The organism is Paracoccus sp. J55, assembly GCF_000513975.1.
Lineage (GTDB): Bacteria > Pseudomonadota > Alphaproteobacteria > Rhodobacterales > Rhodobacteraceae > Paracoccus.
In genome coordinates, this window is sequence record NZ_AZVA01000050.1 from 1 (window position 1) to 16540 (window position 16540).

The 16540-nt window shown below is 68.6% G+C and carries 14 protein-coding genes; 3 read left to right on the forward strand and 11 right to left on the reverse strand.

The genetic code is table 11. From position 1 onward, the window contains the following. Nucleotides 1-117: 117 nt before the first annotated feature. From glyA to PARJ55_RS0119995, 6 genes are read right to left on the reverse strand one after another with little or no spacing between them, the layout of a single operon-like run. Nucleotides 118-1413, reverse strand: coding sequence for a serine hydroxymethyltransferase (gene glyA, locus PARJ55_RS0119970; RefSeq protein ID WP_028714596.1), 1296 nt, complete (start codon nucleotides 1411-1413; stop codon nucleotides 118-120). Nucleotides 1414-1435: 22 nt separating this feature from the next. Then, nucleotides 1436-4087 (reverse strand): phosphoenolpyruvate carboxylase, encoded by a 2652-nt coding sequence (locus tag PARJ55_RS0119975; RefSeq protein ID WP_028714597.1) that lies wholly within the window; start codon nucleotides 4085-4087, stop codon nucleotides 1436-1438. A 1-nt stretch (nucleotide 4088) separates the two neighbouring features. Beyond that, nucleotides 4089-5060: a D-glycerate dehydrogenase gene (locus PARJ55_RS0119980; RefSeq protein WP_028714598.1), complete on the reverse strand. Its 972-nt coding sequence runs from the start codon at nucleotides 5058-5060 to the stop codon at nucleotides 4089-4091. A gap of 9 nt (nucleotides 5061-5069) precedes the next feature. Beyond that, the gene (gene sucD, locus PARJ55_RS0119985) at nucleotides 5070-5951 is read right to left on the reverse strand and encodes a succinate--CoA ligase subunit alpha (protein ID WP_028714599.1); all 882 of its coding nucleotides are present in this window, start codon (nucleotides 5949-5951) and stop codon (nucleotides 5070-5072) included. Further along, nucleotides 5951-7147: a malate--CoA ligase subunit beta gene (locus PARJ55_RS0119990; protein ID WP_028714600.1), complete on the reverse strand. Its 1197-nt coding sequence runs from the start codon at nucleotides 7145-7147 to the stop codon at nucleotides 5951-5953. The genes sucD and PARJ55_RS0119990 overlap by 1 nt, the downstream gene beginning before the upstream one ends. A 24-nt stretch (nucleotides 7148-7171) precedes the next feature. After that, the gene (locus tag PARJ55_RS0119995) at nucleotides 7172-8419 is read right to left on the reverse strand and encodes an aminotransferase class V-fold PLP-dependent enzyme (RefSeq protein ID WP_028714601.1); all 1248 of its coding nucleotides are present in this window, start codon (nucleotides 8417-8419) and stop codon (nucleotides 7172-7174) included. Between the two features lie 186 nt (nucleotides 8420-8605). On the opposite strand from PARJ55_RS0119995, the gene PARJ55_RS0120000 reads away from it, so the two are divergent. From PARJ55_RS0120000 to PARJ55_RS0120010, 3 genes are all read left to right on the forward strand, one after another. Beyond that, complete coding sequence (locus tag PARJ55_RS0120000) at nucleotides 8606-9259, forward strand: response regulator transcription factor (protein ID WP_028714602.1); 654 nt, start codon at nucleotides 8606-8608, stop codon at nucleotides 9257-9259. Nucleotides 9260-9363: 104 nt separating this feature from the next. Beyond that, entirely contained in the window at nucleotides 9364-10338 is a 975-nt protein-coding gene (locus PARJ55_RS0120005) for a CoA ester lyase (RefSeq protein ID WP_028714603.1), read from the forward strand. Between the two features lie 17 nt (nucleotides 10339-10355). Continuing rightward, nucleotides 10356-11597, forward strand: coding sequence for a glycerate kinase (locus PARJ55_RS0120010; RefSeq protein WP_232215758.1), 1242 nt, complete (start codon nucleotides 10356-10358; stop codon nucleotides 11595-11597). Nucleotides 11598-11665: 68 nt separating this feature from the next. Here the strand turns inward: PARJ55_RS0120010 and PARJ55_RS0120015 are convergent, their stop codons facing one another. From PARJ55_RS0120015 to PARJ55_RS22730, 5 genes are all read right to left on the reverse strand, one after another. Further along, entirely contained in the window at nucleotides 11666-13456 is a 1791-nt protein-coding gene (locus PARJ55_RS0120015; protein ID WP_028714605.1) for an APC family permease, read from the reverse strand. Nucleotides 13457-13639: 183 nt separating this feature from the next. Next, entirely contained in the window at nucleotides 13640-14686 is a 1047-nt protein-coding gene (locus PARJ55_RS0120020) for a DUF3445 domain-containing protein (RefSeq protein ID WP_028714562.1), read from the reverse strand. Between the two features lie 10 nt (nucleotides 14687-14696). Next, nucleotides 14697-15644, reverse strand: a complete 948-nt coding sequence (locus PARJ55_RS0120025) for a PDR/VanB family oxidoreductase (RefSeq protein ID WP_028714563.1) — start codon at nucleotides 15642-15644, stop codon at nucleotides 14697-14699. Then, nucleotides 15641-16249 carry a dimethylamine monooxygenase subunit DmmA family protein gene (locus PARJ55_RS0120030; RefSeq protein ID WP_028714564.1) on the reverse strand — a complete coding sequence of 203 codons (609 nt, stop codon included), beginning with the start codon at nucleotides 16247-16249 and terminating at the stop codon, nucleotides 15641-15643. The genes PARJ55_RS0120025 and PARJ55_RS0120030 overlap by 4 nt, the downstream gene beginning before the upstream one ends. A gap of 69 nt (nucleotides 16250-16318) precedes the next feature. Then, nucleotides 16319-16540: glycine cleavage T C-terminal barrel domain-containing protein (locus PARJ55_RS22730; protein WP_028714565.1), on the reverse strand; the 222-nt coding region annotated here is incomplete at its 5' end.

The window sequence follows — 16540 nt, forward strand, 5'->3', positions numbered from 1 at the left end:
CAGGGCGGCGCGCTCTCCCTGGCGTCCAGCGTTCTTTTCGGGCTGCTGCTTTTGGCCTGCGTTGCGCTGTGGATCATGGTGCGGCGCGGGCTGGTCTGAGCCTGCGCCGCGGCGGGCTCACATGCCGCTGTAAAGCGGGAAGCGCGCGCAAAGCGCCTCGACCTCGGCCTTGACGCGGGCCTCGACCTCGGCATTGCCCGCCTCGCCATGCGCGGCCAGCCCGTCCACCACCTCGACGATCCAGCGGGCGATCTGGCGGAACTCCTCCTCCTTGAAGCCCCGCGTGGTGCCGGCCGGGGCGCCCAGACGGATGCCCGAGGTCACGAAGGGCTTCTCGGGATCGAAGGGCACGCCGTTCTTGTTGCAGGTGATATGGGCGCGGCCCAGGGCCGCCTCGGTCGCCTTGCCGGTCACGCCCTTGGGGCGCAGGTCCGCCAGGCACAGGTGGTTGTCGGTGCCGCCCGAGACGATGTCGATGCCGCCGCGCATCAGCTCGTCCGCCATGGCGCGGGCATTGGCGACGACCTGCGCGGCATAGTCCCTGAACTCGGGGCGCAGCGCCTCGCCGAAGGCCACCGCCTTGGCGGCGATCACATGCATCAGCGGGCCGCCCTGCAGGCCGGGGAACACGGCCGAGTTGATCTTCTTGGCGATCTCGGCATCGTTGGTCAGCACCATGCCGCCGCGCGGGCCGCGCAGCGATTTATGCGTGGTCGTGGTCACCACATGGGCATGCGGCAGCGGCGAGGGATGCTGGCCGCCCGCCACCAGCCCGGCGATATGGGCCATGTCGACCATCAGCCAGGCGCCCACCTCGTCGGCGATCTTGCGGAATTCGGCCCAGTCCCAGATCCGCGAATAGGCGGTGCCGCCGGCCAGGATCAGCCTGGGCTTCGTCTCATGGGCCTTTTTGCGGATCTCCTCCATGTCCAGCAGCTGGTCCTGCTGGCGCACGCCGTAGCTGACGACGTTGAACCACTTGCCCGACATGTTGACCGGCGAGCCATGCGTCAGGTGGCCGCCCGAATTCAGGTCGAGCCCCATGAAGGTGTCGCCCGGCTGCAGCAGCGCCAGGAACACCGCCTGGTTCATCTGGCTGCCGCTGTTCGGCTGGACATTGGCGAAGCCGCAATCGAAGAGCTGCTTGGCGCGTTCGATGGCCAGCTCCTCGACCACGTCGACATATTGGCAGCCGCCGTAATAGCGCTTGCCGGGATAGCCTTCGGCATATTTGTTGGTCAGGACCGAGCCCTGCGCCTCAAGCACCGCCTTCGAAACGATGTTCTCGGACGCGATCAGCTCGATCTCGTCGCGCTGGCGGCCAAGCTCCTGGCGGATCGCCCCGAAAATGGCAGGGTCGCGGGTGGCAAGCTCATCGGCGAAGAAGCCCGCCCGGGATGGGTGTTCGTTCATGTCCTCTTTCTCCTTGTTGCCGCTATCCGGTCCAACCCAGCGCGGTCGAGATGCTGTTCATGGTCTGCATCAGCGGTATGGAAATCTCCGGCCCCGGCCGGTGGCGATTGTCGCCAAGCAGCCTGACCTGCACCCCGTGCACCCGTTCCAGATCGGCACGGACGCGGCCGAAGCGACCGGCCATGTTGGGAAAGCGTTCGCCAATGCCGGCCTGGCCGGTCAGGAAAACCACGGCAGCGCGGCTGCATTCATATTCCTGGCCGATGCGGCCGAAGATGTCGCCGCGCACCGCCGGGTCCCGGACCAGCGCCGCATAGGTCTCGGCGATCCGCATATCCGCGTGGAACAGCGATTTCTCGACCTCGTCCACGATCAGCCGGAAGATGCGCGAATCGCGGAGCATCCGCCGCAGAAGCGCGTCGCCGTCCTCGCGGTGGAAGCGCCGGAAGGTCTCGACGGCGGTGCCGAAGCCATACCAGCCGGTGATCAGGTGGCGGTTCTGCGACCAGGCAAAGACCCAGGGTATCGCCCGCAGGTCCTCGAGCCCGCCGGCGCCGAAGCGTCGGGTGGGGCGCGAACCCATCTTCAGCAGCGCCAGCTCCTCGACCGGGCTGGCCTGGCGGAAATAGTCGATGAAGCCGGGCCGGTGCAGCAGCGCGCGATAGGCGGTGCAGGACATGTCCGCCAGGGCTTCCAGCGTGTCGTTGAATTCCGGCCGCACCGGCTCGGGCGTCGCCTGCAGCGACTGCGCCAGGACCGAGGAGACCAGCAGCTCCAGCTCGTATTCCGCGGTGCTGCGATTGGCGAATTTCGACGACACGACCTCGCCCTGTTCGGTGGTGCGCAGCTGGCCGTTGATGGTGCCGCGCGGCAGGGCGGCGATGGCGCGTTCGGTCGGCGCGCCGCCGCGGCTGACCGAGCCGCCGCGGCCGTGGAAGAAGACCGGCACCAGCCCGTGCCGCGCCAGCACCGCCATGATGCTGCGCTGCGCCTTTTCCAGTTCCCAGGTGGAACACAGGAAGCCGCCGTCCTTGTTGCTGTCGGAATAGCCCAGCATGACCTCGACCCGGTTGTCCTCGGTCACCAGGCTGCGGCGGGCCAGCGGCACGCGCAGCAGCTCGTCCAGGATCCGCGGCGCGGCGCGCAGGTCGTCGATGGTCTCGAACAGCGGCACGACGCGCAGGTCCAGCCGCTCGGCCCCGAAGCCGGCATGGCGGGCCAGCAGGAACACCGCCAGCAGATCGTCGCAGGAGCGCGTCATGGACAGGATGAAGGTGCCGATGGCCTGCGGATCGGCGCCGAACCGGGCGCGATGCAGCAGCGCCAGCAACTCCAGCAATTCCCGCGCCTCGTCGCCAAGGGCGTCGCGGTCCAGCCGGGGCAGTTCCTCTTGCCCCAGTTCGCTGCGCAGCCGCCGCGACCATTCCGCGCTGCCATATTCCGGCGCCGGGCCGGACTGCGCCCAGATCCCGGCCAGCACCCGCGTGGTGACCGAGGAATTCTGCCGCACGTCCAGCGTCACGGTGCGGAAGCCAAAGACCTCGGCCTGCCAGCGCAGCGGCCGCACCAGCCGATGCGCCAGCGTCTCGGCGCCGATCTCGGCCAGCGCCGTCTCGACCCGGCGCAGGTCGGCGAGGAAATCGCGCAGATGCGGATAGGCCGGTCCCGGCCCGCCGGCCAGCGCAGCGATGCGGCGCTGCATGGCGCTTGCCGCCTGGCGGAACAGCTCGCCCGGATTGCGCTGTCGGTCGGCGGCGGGCAGGTCCGCGGCGTCGATCACCGCCGCCAGCCGCGCGCGGGTCTCGGGCCGCAGGCCGGCGATCTCGCTGCTGATGCTCAGATGCCGGGCGGCCAGCGTCAGGCCCTGAAGATAGCGGTCGAGGATCGCGTCGCGCCCCAGCTCCAGCGCGGCGCGGGTGGTCTCGACCGTGACATGCGGGTTGCCGTCCCGGTCGCCGCCGATCCAGGAATGGAAGCGCAGCGGCGCGCCGGTTTCCTCGCCGGGGCCGTAGCGGCCGGCGACGGCGTCGTGGAACTGCCGCACCAGGTTCGGCACCGCGTCGAACAGGCTGTCGCGGAAGAATTGCAGCCCCCATTCGATCTCGTTCAGGGGCGAGGGCCTTTGCCGGCGCAGCTCTCCGGTCAGCCAGAGCAGGTCGATCTCGCTTTCGATCTCGGCCATCAGCGCCGCCCGTTCCTGCCGCGTCCAGCGCTGGCTTTCCAGCCGGACCAGCGCGCGATAGATGCGGCGGTGGATTTCCAGCACCGTGACGCGCTTGGCCTCGGTCGGATGGGCGGTGATGGTGGGGCCGACGCGAAGCTGGCGCAGGCTGCGCGCGACGCTTTCGCGCGGCATGTCGGGGGCGGATTGCAGGGTCCGGGCCAGGCTGCCCTCGATCGCCGCGCGGCCCGAGCGGGACTCGACCGTGCGGCGCAGCCGCATGGCGGCATGTTCGTCGATGATCCGCAGGAGCTGGAACCAGATGTGGAGCCCCTGCAGATAGGCGCTCATCTCTGCTTCCTGCGGTTCCGCCGCCTCGCCGGTCAGCAGCGGCAGGACCTGCGGCGCGTGGCGCTGGATGACCCGGTGCCAGAGGCCGCGCAGCTCGCCGCGCAGCCGGTCGGCCTGACCCGCCGACGGCTCGGCACCGATATCCGCCACCCCCGCCCGCATCTCAGTTCACCCGGTCGCGGGGCTCGCGGCCCGCAAAGAAGTCTTCGAGGTTCTGGATGACGCGGAAGCCCATGGCCTCGCGCGCCTCGCGGGTGGCACTGCCCAGATGCGGCAGCATCACCAGCCGGTCGCAATCCTTGAGTTGCGGGTTGATGTTCGGCTCTCCGTCGAAGACATCCAGCGCCGCGCCGCCGATGGAGTCGAACCACAGCGCATGGGACAGCGCCGTCTCGTCGATCACCTCGCCGCGGGCGGTGTTGATCAGGAAGGCATCCGGCCGCATCAGGTCCAGCCGGCGCGCATCGATCAGGTGACGGTTCGATGCGCCCCCCGGGCAATGCAGCGAGATGAAGTCGCACATGGGCATCAGCGCGTCCAGGCTGTCCACCTGCACGGCGTTGCATTGCGCCAGCACCTCGGGCGCGACCGGGCTGCGGTTGTAGACCAGGATGGTCATGCCGAAGCCGTGATGGGCGCGCCGGGCCATTTCCTGGCCGATGCGGCCATAGCCGACGATGCCCAGCGTCTTGCCCGAGACCTTGGTGCCGACCAGATGCGTCGGCCGCCAGCCGGTCCAGAGCCCGGCGCGCAGCTCGCGCTCGCCCTCGCCGGCCCGGCGGGCGACCATCAGAAGCAGGGTCATCGCCAGATCGGCCGTGCATTCGCTCAGCACGTCGGGGGTGTTGGTCACCACGATGCCATGCCGGCTGACGCGGTTCAGGTCGATATGGCTGTAGCCGACGCCGTAATTGGCCAGGATCCGGGTCTGGGGCCGGTCCAGTTCCAGCGCCGGGGTGCCGATCCTGTCGGTCACCGTCGGCAGGATCGCGTCATATTCCCGCATGGCCGCCCGAAAATCCTCGGGCGCCAGGGGTTTGTCCGCAAGGTTCAGCTGCACGTCGAAGATTTCGGACAGCCGCGCCTCGACCGCTGCGGGCCAGCGGCGGGTGACAAGAACTCGGGGTTTTGCCATCGCCGCCCCCTATTGCATGACGCGAGCGATGGTTTCGCCGATCACGGCCGGATTCTCGGCCATGGTGACGCCCGCCGCCGCCAGGATCTCGACCTTCTCGCTGGCACTTTCCCCGAAGGCCGAGATGATCGCCCCGGCATGGCCCATGGTGCGGCCCTTGGGCGCGGTCAGGCCGGCGACATAGGCCACCACCGGCTTGCTGACATGGTTGCGGATATATTCCGCCGCCTCGGCCTCCTGCGGGCCGCCGATCTCGCCGATCATGCAGATCACATGGGTTTCGTCGTCCTGCTCGAAATGCTCCAGCACGTCGCGGAAGGACGAGCCGTTGATCGGATCGCCGCCGATGCCCACGCTGGTCGAGACGCCCAGCCCGCGCTCTTTCAGCTGCGCCGCCGCCTCATAGCCCAGCGTGCCCGAGCGGCCGATGATGCCGACATTGCCCGGCAGGTAGATATGGCCCGGCATGATGCCCAGCATGGCCTTGCCGGGGCTGATGGTGCCGGCGCAGTTCGGGCCGGTCAGGATCATCCGCCGTTCCTTGGGATAGCGGTACATGTAACGCTTGACGCGGATCATGTCCTGGGCGGGGATGCCGTCGGTGATGCAGACGCAGTAACGGATGCCGGCATCGGCGGCCTCCATGATGCTGTCGGCCGCGGCGGGCGGCGGCACGAAGACCAGCGTGGCCTCGGCCCCGGTCTCGGCCACCGCCTGCTTGACGGTGTCGAAGACCGGCACGCCCTCGCAGGTCTCGCCGCCCTTGCCGGGCACGACGCCGCCGACGACATTGGTGCCGTAGTCGATCATCTCGCGGGCATGGAAGCGGGCCATCTTGCCGGTGATGCCCTGAACGATGACGCGGGTTTCGCGATCCAGAAAAATGCTCATCAGACGGCCCTCAGGTTGGGATTGCGCTGGGTATCGGCGCGCCATGCGGCGACGGCGCGCTCGGCGGCTTCCATCAGGGTGGTGGCGCGGATCAGCGGCAGGCCGCTTTGCGCCAGGATCTTCTGGCCTTCCTCGACATTGGTGCCGGCCAGCCGGACCACCACGGGCACCGGCACCGGGTTCTCGCGCAGCGCGCGGACCACGCCCTCGGCCACCCAGTCGCAGCGGTTGATGCCGGCGAAGATGTTGACCAGGATCGCCTGCACGTTCTTGTCCGACATGACCAGGTTGAAGGCCCGCGCCACCCGTTCCGGCGTGGCGCCGCCGCCGATGTCGAGGAAATTCGCGGGCTCGCCCCCGGCCAGCTTGATCGTGTCCATGGTGGCCATGGCGAGGCCCGCGCCATTGACGATGCAGCCGATATTGCCGTCCAGGCCGACATAGGACAGGCCGTGGTCGGCGGCACGGGATTCCCGCGGGTCCTCCTGCGACTTGTCGCGCAGTTCGAGGATCTGCGAGTGACGGAACAGCGCGTTGTTGTCGAAGGTCATCTTGGCGTCCAGCGCCAGGATGCGGTCGTCGCTGGTCACGACCAGCGGGTTGACCTCGACCATCGTCGCGTCAAGCTCTCGGAAGGCGCGATAGCAGCCGCGCAGGGTGCGCACCATCTGCTGGACCATGGCGGGCTTGATGCCGAGCGCGAAGGCGATCTCGCGGCACTGGAATTCCTGCAGGCCCACGGCCGGCTCGACGGTGGCGCGCACGATGCTGTCGGGCTTCTCGGCCGAGATCTCCTCGATCTCCATGCCGCCCTCGCCGCTGGCGACGATCATCACCCGCTGGCTGGCGCGGTCCAGCACGAAGCCCAGATAAATCTCGCGGGCGATGGGCACGGCCGCCTCGACATAGACGCGATAGATGCCCTTGCCCTCGGGGCCGGTCTGGTGCGTCACCAGCTTCTGGCCGAACATCGCCTCGGTCGCCGCCTGGATCTCCAGATCGCTGTCGCAGAGCTTGACGCCCCCGGCCTTGCCGCGGCCGCCGGCATGGACCTGCGCCTTGACGACCCAGCGGTCGCCGCCCATCTCGCGGGCGCGATAGGCCGCCTGTTCGGGGCTGTAGGCCAACGCGCCCTGCGGAATGCCGACCCCGAAGCGGTTGAGTATTTCCTTGGCCTGGTATTCGTGGATGTCCATGTTCGCCTCCTCCCTCGGGCGCCGTTATTCGGCCGCGACCGTCGTCTGGTAATGATCCTCAAGCCGCTCGGTGATCCGGCCCATGTCGATATTCGCGCCCATCCCGGTCATTGCCGCGGCGAAGCGGGTGACGATGTCGGTGATCGCCTTCCGGTTCAGCAGGTTCAGGATGCCGATGCGGATCTGCACCGGCTCGGACAGCGTGGGCCAGATGCCGAAGCCCTGGGCGCGGCAGTTCTGCACCAGCTCCATCTCGCGGCCCTTCAGCGCCTCGGGCAGGTTCAGCACCACCAGCGAGGTCATGTTCGAGGTCACCTTGCAACCCATCGCCGTCACCGCGTCGCGCAGCGCCGCCTCGTGGAAGGCATAGGCCTTGGCGCGGCCGGCCACGGTCTGCTGCAGCAGGATACGCAGCGCCTCGTGGAAGGCGGCGACGGCATAGGCGCTGTGGGTGCGGTGATAGCTGCCCTTTTCCACATCCTTGCCGTCGATGATGCCCCAGTGCCGCGCCTCGAGGATCGGGTGATGCACGAAGGTCCGGCAGCCGGTCCGGCGCAGTTCCGCGATGTAGCGGTCGCTGAAGCTGACCGGCGCATAGGTCAGCGGCAGGCAGCAGATGCCCTTCTGCGGGCAGGAGGCCCAGCCATGCACGCCCGGATAGTCGTCGATGCGGAAATCCTCGACGCCCAGCGACGAGACCGCATCGACCAGCCCCATCGCACCGTGCCGTTCGCAGGCATCGGAAAAGCCGCGCATGTCGTTGGTCCGGCCCGAACCGGTTTCCCAATGCGCCATGGCGGCCCATTTCGGCTTGTGCTCGGCCAGCGCCGCCTCGACGATCTCGGCGGTCACGGACTGGCCGTGCGGCACGGTCACGACCTTGACCGAGGCCGGCTGCGGGTCCATCGGATTGGCGGCCAGCTCCTCGGCGGTGGCCGCCTTCATGCGCAGGGTCAGCCCGTCGATGCCCGAGAAGGTGCCATTGACGAAGACCACCACCTTGTCGCCCGGCAGCACGGCACTGAACAGGCAGTCGAGCCCGCTCCAGCCGGTGCCGGCGACGCCGAAGGTATGGATGTTCGCGGTGCCCATCACCTCGCGCAGCATCTGCTTGCATTCGATCATGCCGCGCAGCACATCGGCCTGCATGTGATCCGCGACCCCGGCGCTGGCAAAGCGTTGCAGCACCCGCAGGTCGGTATTGCCCGGTCCCGGGCCGGCCGCGAGAGTGTTGGGAATTTCAAGCTGCGGGAAGATCGCCACTTCAGCCATGATATTTCCTTACGATTAAGTTTATTTAACTGCAAGAAAACCTCTCTCGACAGATGCCGCAACGTAAGATTATGCTGCTTCTCGGTATCCCTTTGGGTGGTCATATCCCTACCCAAAGGAGTGGGAGGACAAGATGCCGAAAAATTTCCCAGGCTTTTCCGCCTTTTACACGCGTGGGGCGGGCTGATGCGCACCGTCAGCAGCGTGGAAAAGGCGGTTACGATCATGCTGGGCGACAGCAATCCGCTGGTCCTGTCCGCCATGTCCGAGGTTTTTCAGCGCGACACGCGCTTTTCGCTGCTGGCCACCTCGGCCACGGCCGAGGGATTCCTGGCCACCGTGATGCGGATCCCCGCCCAGGTCGGAATCATCGACTGGAGCCTGCCCGCCATGGGCGGCGCCAAGCTGCTGGAACAGTTGCGCGAGCAGGAGGGGGCGCCGCGCATCGTGGTCTATGGCGACCAGGCCAGCGAGGCGCATCTGGGCGCGCTGGGGGCGGGCGCCGCCGGTTTCGTCGCCCGCAGCGACCCGGCCGAGACGCTGCTGGAGACCTGCCTGGCCGTGGCCGCGGGCAAGATGGTCTTTCCCTATCTGGACGTGCGCGCGCTGCAACGGAGTCCGCTGCAATCGCTGTCCCCGCGCGAGATGGACATGCTCGAGGCGCTGTCCAAGGGCCTCACCAACCGCGAGCTGTCGCGCGAGCTGGGCATCTCGGGCAATACGGTCAAGTTCCACCTCTCGAACCTTTACGAAAAGCTCTCGGTGCGCAGCCGCGCCCAGGCCATCGCCTTCTATTATTCCAGCCGCCACGGCCCCCCGCCCGGCAGGGGGAGCGACTGAATCTGTGGCAGATCGGAACCGATGGGAAATTTTATTTCTTGACTGGAAATACCAATCTGCCTTCTCTTGTCGCATTCCCCCACATGTCGCAGGAGCGTTCCGCCATGAGCTTTCACCCCATCGAACAAGCCCCCGCCCGCCTGAACCGCAGCGAGCTTGCGGTGCCCGGCAGCCAGCCGCAAATGTTTCAAAAGGCAGCGGATTCCGACGTCGACGTGATCTTCCTCGACCTTGAGGACGCGGTCGCGCCGGACGAGAAGCCGCAGGCCCGCAAGAACATCATCAAGGCCCTGAACGAGATCGACTGGGGCAAGAAGACCATGTCGATCCGAATCAACGGGCTCGACACGCATTACATGTATCGCGACGTCGTGGACATCGTGGAACAGGCCGGCGAACGGCTGGACCTGATCATGATCCCCAAGGTCGGCACCGCCGCCGATGTCTATGCGGTGGACATGCTGGTCACGCAGATCGAGGACGCGAAGGGCCTGAAGAAGCGCATCGGTTTCGAACATATCATCGAGACGGCGCTGGGGATGCAGAACATCAACGAGATCGCCGCCGCGTCCAGGCGCAACGAAAGCCTGCATTTCGGCGTCGCCGACTATGCCGCCTCGACCCGCGCCCGCACCACCGTGATCGGCGGCGTGAACGAGCATTATTCGGTGCTGACCGATGCCGATCCCGAAGGCAGCCGCCACGTCCATTGGGGCGACATGTGGCATTATGCGCTGTCGCGCATGGTCGTCGCGGCGCGCGCCAACGGCTTGCGGCCGATCGACGGCCCCTTCGGCGATTTCTCGGACCCCGAGGGCTACAAGGCCGCCGCCTATCGCGCCGCGGTGCTGGGCTGCGAGGGGAAATGGGCGATCCATCCCAGCCAGATCGCGCTGGCCAACGCGGTGATGAGCCCCTCGGCCGCCGAGGTCGAGCGCGCGCAGAAGATCCTCGACGCCATGGCCAAGGCCGAGGCCGAGGGCAAGGGCGCCGTCTCGCTGGACGGCCGGCTGATCGACTATGCCTCGATCCGGCAGGCCGAGGTGCTGGTCCAGAAAGCCCGCCAGATCGCGGCATGACGGCAAGGATCGCCGATATGCGGGCCCTGGCGCGGAAGCTCTATGACGCCGCCGTGCGCGCGGCCGATCCTGCCCTGGCCGTGCGCCGGCATTTCCACGACCACCCCCCTGCCGCACCCGCGGCAGGGGGGCAGACCATCCTGATCGCCATCGGCAAGGCCGCGCCCGCCATGCTGGCCGAGGCGATGGCCCATATCCCCGGCCCGGTGACGGCGCTGGCGGTGACGCATGACGGCAATGGCCGGGACATTCCCGGCGCCCGCGTCCTGACCGCCGGCCATCCCGAGCCCGACGAGGCCGGGCTGGCGGCCGGGCAGGAGATCATCGCGCTGCTGGACCGGGCGGGGCCGCAGGACCGGGTGATCGCGCTGATCTCGGGCGGCGGCTCGGCGCTGGTTCCGGCGCCGCGGCCGCCCCTGACCCTGGCCGACAAGCAGCAGGTGAACCGGCTGCTCTTGGCCAGCGGGCTGGAGATCGGCCAGGTCAACCTGATCCGCCAGCAGCTTTCCGACCTGAAGGGCGGCGGCTTCCTGCGCCATGCCGCCCCCGCCCCGGTGACGGCGCTGATCCTGTCCGACGTCATCGGCAACGAGCTGGGCGCCATCGCAAGCGGCCCGACCGTCGCGCCGCTCGGCAGCCCGCGCGAGGCGCTGGAGCTGCTGGCCGGGCGGGGGCTGCTGGAGAAGCTGCCCGCGAAGGTGCGCGAGTTGCTGGAAACCGGCGCACCTCCTGCCCCGCTGCCCGAGGCCGAGAACCACCTGATCGGCAGCAACGAGATCTCGCTTGCCGCCATGCTTGCCGCCGTGCCCGAGGGCTGGGCGGGCCGGATCGTCAGCGACCGGCTGACCGGCGACGTGGCCGAGGCCGCCGCCCGCATCGCCGCCGAGGCGGCCGGCAGCCGGCGCGACCGGCCCGAGGCGCTGATCTTCGGCGGCGAGACCACCGTCGCGCTGCGCGGCACCGGCAAGGGCGGGCGCAACCAGGAACTGGCGCTGCGCATCGCCCTGATGGGCCGGGACTGGCCCGGGCACTGGGTCTTTCTCAGCGGCGGCACCGACGGCCGCGACGGCCCGACCGATGCGGCGGGCGGCATCGTGGACGCCGGCACTGCCGACCGCATCCGCGCCGCCGGCCGCGACGGCGCCGCGCTGCTGGCCAACAACGACAGCCACGCGGCGCTGAAGGCGGCGGGCGATCTGCTGCTGACCGGCGCGACCGGCACGAATGTCGCCGATGTCCAGGTGCTGCTGCTGGCCTGACCATCCGCCCGCAGCGCAAACGGAAACGGCCGCCCCCATGGGCGGCCGTCGCGTTTCAGGGTCCGGCCTCAGCCCGGCAGCTGGAAGACCATGTTTGCCACCACGACCACGGCCAGGCCCGCCGCCAGCGCCAGATAGGGCAGGATGCCCGCCCGCCTCGGCCCGAAGCTGGTCGCGTCGTTGGCCAGGCCCAGATCCTCCATCGCCTCGGCCGGGAAGCGGCCCTTGTCGGTGACATAATGGCGCCACAGGAAGATCGGCACGATCAGCGCCGCGAAGATCGCGCCCGAAACCAGCGCGTTGGAATAGCCCCAGACCTTGGCACCCGCGCCCAGGAACAGCGCGTTGACGAAGGCCAGCAGGGTGTTCAGCCCGATCAGCCAGGTCGGCGCGCGCCAGGGCCGCTCCAGATGCGGCGAGTCGATGCGATGGATCCAGCCGGCATTGAGGTTCAGGAAGTTGAAGGTCAGATAGCCCACGTTTGAGATGGCCAGCACGTAGAAATAGCCGTTCGCATCCGAGGCCAGCGCCAGCAGGAACAGGTTCACCACGAAATTCGTCCACATCGCGTTGACCGGGGCGCCCTGCTCGTTCACATGGCCCAGGTATTTCGGCAGCAAGCCGTCGCGCGATCCCTGATAAAGCGTCCGGGCCGAGCCGGCGCAGGCCGTCATGATCGCCATGAACAGCGCCAGCAGCATCAGGACGGTGAACAGCTGCGCCACCACCGGCCCGGCGCCGATCATGCCGCCCAGGGCCTGGGCGATGCCGGTGCCGTCGACGATCTCGGGCGCCAGCATCCCCTCGATGCCCAGAACCCCCTGGAACGAGAACGGAATCAGGCAGAAGAACGCCATGCAGAGCAGGCCGGTGAAGAAGATCGCGCGGAAGGTGTCGCGCTTGGGGTCCTTCAGCTCGCGCGTGTAACAGACGGCGGTCTCGAAGGCATAGGTGGACCAGGCCGCGATATAAAGCCCGCCCAGAACCAGCGTCCAGCCGCCCAGGTTCCAGCTGCCCGGCTCGGCCGAATAGGCGCTCGCCGGCGGCAGGATGTTCGTGATGTTGGCATAGTCGATCGAGCCGGTGAAGATCGGCACCAGCCCGACCAGCATCAGCGGCACCAGCACGATGATCGCCATCCATTTCTGCGCCGTCGCGGTCGAGGCGACGCCGCGATACTGGATCGCGATCAGGATCAGCATCAGCAGCGCGCCGATGACGAAGGTGGTGTTGAAGTAAAGCGTGAACAGGCCCGGAATTTCCAGGTTGAAGGCCGTCCAGCTGCGGATCGCCGGGGTCAGCGCCGCCACCGCGTCGCTGGTCAGCAGCGCCCGGATCGCCTCGGCGCTGCCAAGGCCGGGATGGGCGGCTAGGTATTCGGCCACGCGCGGGTTGTCGGCGGTGAGGGAACCCGCATGGGCGGCGACCCAGTCCAGCACCGGCTGCGATGTGGCCAGCGGCACCGGGAACAGCGCGTTCAGGATATAGCCCGCCGCGATGGCGCAACCCAGCGACAGGACCGGCGACCAGGCGAACCAGTTGCACCAAATCGACAGCGGCGCCACCGGCTTGGCATAGCGCAGCCAGGCCATGGCGCCATAGACCGAGGAGCCGCCGGACTTGTTGCCGAACATGCCCGCCATCTCGGCATAGGTGAAGGACTGCACGAAGCCCATCATCATCGAGACGATCCAGACGACGAAGGCGACCTTGCCGGTCGTGCCGGCGATGCCACCCAACGAAAACAGCACCAGCGGCGGCACGCCCGCGGCGATCCAGAATGCGCCCGTCCAGCTGAGCGAACGGACCATATGGCCGTTCTCTTGCGGCGTCTCCGCCGTTGTGGTCGTATATGTCATTGCAAGACTCCCCTGCCGGCTTTTCTGTTCCGGCCGCCCCCGCCGGCGGGAACGCGGCTTGTGCTTCTCGAATACCCGCCATTCGGGGAACGGCGGCATGACGACGCCCTTCCGGCGGCCACATGGCCGGCCGGCTCGGCCCCGCATCGGGGGCGGCTGTTGCCCGGTCGGGTTGTCCCGGCCCTACTCGTCGGCGAAGATTCCGGGCGAGGTCGGCTTCCCGTCGTCGAACTTCGCGAGATAGTCGATGATGATCTGGCGGTTGACGGCGAAGCCCTTGTAGTCGGCCAGCTCGTCGGGCAGGTCGCGGATCACCCGGTGCAGCCGGCGCGCCCATTTCGGCACCGTCACCAGATCCTCGAGCGCGATCAGGTAGCAGCGGATCGGAAAGGCCAGCGCGTTCGAGCGCGGCAGCCGCCAGAAGCTCTGCAGCTCCACCCGCAGATATTGCCTGGCCCCCACGTTCTCGGGGGTGATGGTGCGCTTCTCGGGGCCCCAGAGGTGATAGTTCTCGGGGCTGGTGTCCAGCCGCGGATTGACCGTCATCGTCCAGTTCAGCCGCCGCGACGGCGCGCCCTGCTGCACCGCCAGCAGGAATTTCAGCGCCCGCTGGAAGATGCCCAGCTCGGCCGCCTTCGGCACCGGCGCATGCCATTCGAAGAAGTTCATGCCGATGTCGAAATCCAGCGACCAGTCCGCCTGGCTGGTCACCATGCCGGCATCCATCCACAGGTTGCCCTCGCGCTGGTCCAGCAGCGCGAAATCGCCCTGCGCCTGGCGGGTGACGTATTCCAGCGGCCCGCAGGGCAGCGTCGTCGGGTCGAGGAAGGTGAAGCGCTGCTCGATCCCCAGCGGCCGGTTGATCCAGTGCCAGCGGTCGCCGTCGCGATGCAGCTGGAACAGCTCGGGGTAATCCTCGGCCTTGCACTGCATGATCAGCTCCAGCAGGTCCCAGCCCGCCAGCGCCATATGCGGCAGCGACTGGCAGCGCAGCGGGTCCCCGGCCAGGGTGATCGCCCGGTCGCGCATCTCGGCCACGTAATGCTCGTCCACGTCGAAGCGCTTCTCGAAGACGCTGCCGGCGCGGCCCCCCGTCCCGTGCGGCTCCATGTTGACGGAATACATGTAGTCGTCCTTGTCGAACGGGAACGGAAAGCGCCGGATGGCTTCGGCCGAGTTGCGGAAGCTGTAATCGTCGCGGAAGGTCTCGTCGTTGAACCGGATGGTCATGGCCGGGCTCCTATCGGTCGATGATCAGCGTCTCGCCGCGGAAGCGCGAGACGCAGGGCATGATGCGGCTCTGCGAGGAGCGCTCGTCCTCGGACAGCCAGTGGTCGTGATGCTCGATGCGGCCGTGGCAGGACAGCACCCGCGTCTCGCAGCGCCCGCAGGCGCCGCCGCGGCAGGACCAGTCGATCTCGGCCCCGGCCGCCTCCAGCGCCTCGAGCAGGCTCTGATGCGCGCCGACCGCGATGGTCCGCCCCGAACGCGCCAGCACCACCGCGAAGGGCCGGCCGGGCGGCGGCGCCTGGAAGACCTCGGAATGCAGCGCGGTCTGCGGCCAGCCCAGCCGGGCGCCCGCTTCCGCCACCGCACCGATCAGCCCCTCGGGGCCGCAGGTATAGACATGCGTGCCAAGCGGCTGGCCCGACAGGATCGCGCCCAGATCCATGCGGTTGCCCTCCTCCGAGATATGGGCATGGATATGCGGCACATCCGGCAGCAGCTTCAGCCCGGCCGCCTCGGCGCGCGAGCGGGCGGCGTAATGCAGCTCGAAGGGCAGCTGCATGCGCAGAAGCTGGCGGACCTGGGCGACGAAAGGGGTGATGCCGATGCCGCCGGCGATCAGCACGTGCTTGCGGGCCCGCAGGTCCAGCGCGAAAAGGTTCAGCGGCAGCGAGACGCGCAGCAGGTCGCCCGCCCGCACCCGGCCATGCATGAAGCGCGAGCCGCCGCGCCCGCCATCCTCGCGCCGCACCGCGATCTCGTAGCCCGAGCCGTCCTGCGGGTCCGAGATCAGCGAATAGGCGTTGCGGCGCAGCACCTCGCCATCCGGCATCTCGACCACCACATGCGCGCCGCCGGAAAACAGCGGCAGGGCCGCGCCCTGCGGGTGTTCGAAGCGGAAGCGCTTGACCAGCAGCGTCAGCGGCTCGGCCGCCGCCACGCGCAGCATCAGGGACGTCATGGCTTGATCTCCTGCGGCTCGGGCACCTGGCCCGGGGTCTCGGCATCGACGCAGACCCCCTGGAAGGCGCCGATGCGGCGCGAGTAATGGTCGCGCACGAACAGGTTCAGCCCGCAATGCGAACAGGCGAACGGGTCGGTGGCGACGTTCTCGGTGATGCCCTTGCAATGCACGCATTGCACCCGCCGGGCGAAGCCGCCGCGATGCTCGGCATCGATCGCCTCCAGCGGCATTCCGGCGGCCAGCGCCTCGGCCGTGGCCTGGCCGATCAGCCCCTCGCCGCCGGCAAGATAGAGCCGGGTGCCCATATGCGCCTCGGCCAGGGCCCGGGCGAAGCGCGGCCGCAGCGCCGCCCAGCTCGGCCCCTCGACATAGCCGGCCGGCCCCAGCGCCCGCAGCCGCGACCCCAGTTCGGGACCGGCGCCGGCGGGGATCCAGAACAGCTGCGCCCGGCGCATGACCGAGGGGTCGGCCCGGGCCAGCGCGGCCAGCGCCTCGCCGCCCGCGCCCTCGGCCAGCATCAGCGAGGCCAGCGCCCCGTGCGGGCGCAGCCCGCCATAGACCGGGCGGCTGGGGATGGAAGATGAAAATTCCGTGGCTCGCATTGGCGGCGTTCTCCCTGTCGCGGAGGGGGCGGGGCGGTCCTGGCGCCGCCCGCGCGCCCCGGGGTCGGTTCAGCCCTTGGCGGTGCGGCGCTTCTTCTCGGGGTCGTGGAAGGGCATCGGCTGCGCCGTGGCGGCGATCTCGCCGCCCGGGTTGCGGATCGTCAGCGGCGTGCCCGGAACCGCGCAATCCACCGGCATCCGCGCAATGCCGATATTGTGCCCGTTCAAAGGGCTGTAAAACCCGATGGTCACCACGCCCACCTCCTTGCCGTCCCGGATGATCGGAGCGCC

Excerpts from the sequence above, each read along its gene's own strand:
- PARJ55_RS0120000 (WP_028714602.1), top strand. The coding sequence starts at position 8,606 with ATGCGCACCGTCAGCAGCGTGGAAAAGGCGGTTACGATCATGCTGGGC.
- PARJ55_RS0120015 (WP_028714605.1), bottom strand. The coding sequence starts at position 13,456 with ATGACATATACGACCACAACGGCGGAGACGCCGCAAGAGAACGGCCAT.
- PARJ55_RS0119990 (WP_028714600.1), bottom strand. The coding sequence starts at position 7,147 with ATGGACATCCACGAATACCAGGCCAAGGAAATACTCAACCGCTTCGGG.
- sucD (WP_028714599.1), bottom strand. The coding sequence starts at position 5,951 with ATGAGCATTTTTCTGGATCGCGAAACCCGCGTCATCGTTCAGGGCATC.
- PARJ55_RS0120020 (WP_028714562.1), bottom strand. The coding sequence starts at position 14,686 with ATGACCATCCGGTTCAACGACGAGACCTTCCGCGACGATTACAGCTTC.
- PARJ55_RS0119995 (WP_028714601.1), bottom strand. The coding sequence starts at position 8,419 with ATGGCTGAAGTGGCGATCTTCCCGCAGCTTGAAATTCCCAACACTCTC.
- PARJ55_RS0120030 (WP_028714564.1), bottom strand. The coding sequence starts at position 16,249 with ATGCGAGCCACGGAATTTTCATCTTCCATCCCCAGCCGCCCGGTCTAT.
- PARJ55_RS0120005 (WP_028714603.1), top strand. The coding sequence starts at position 9,364 with ATGAGCTTTCACCCCATCGAACAAGCCCCCGCCCGCCTGAACCGCAGC.
- PARJ55_RS0119975 (WP_028714597.1), bottom strand. The coding sequence starts at position 4,087 with ATGCGGGCGGGGGTGGCGGATATCGGTGCCGAGCCGTCGGCGGGTCAG.
- PARJ55_RS0120010 (WP_232215758.1), top strand. The coding sequence starts at position 10,356 with ATGCGGGCCCTGGCGCGGAAGCTCTATGACGCCGCCGTGCGCGCGGCC.
- glyA (WP_028714596.1), bottom strand. The coding sequence starts at position 1,413 with ATGAACGAACACCCATCCCGGGCGGGCTTCTTCGCCGATGAGCTTGCC.
- PARJ55_RS0119980 (WP_028714598.1), bottom strand. The coding sequence starts at position 5,060 with ATGGCAAAACCCCGAGTTCTTGTCACCCGCCGCTGGCCCGCAGCGGTC.
- PARJ55_RS0120025 (WP_028714563.1), bottom strand. The coding sequence starts at position 15,644 with ATGACGTCCCTGATGCTGCGCGTGGCGGCGGCCGAGCCGCTGACGCTG.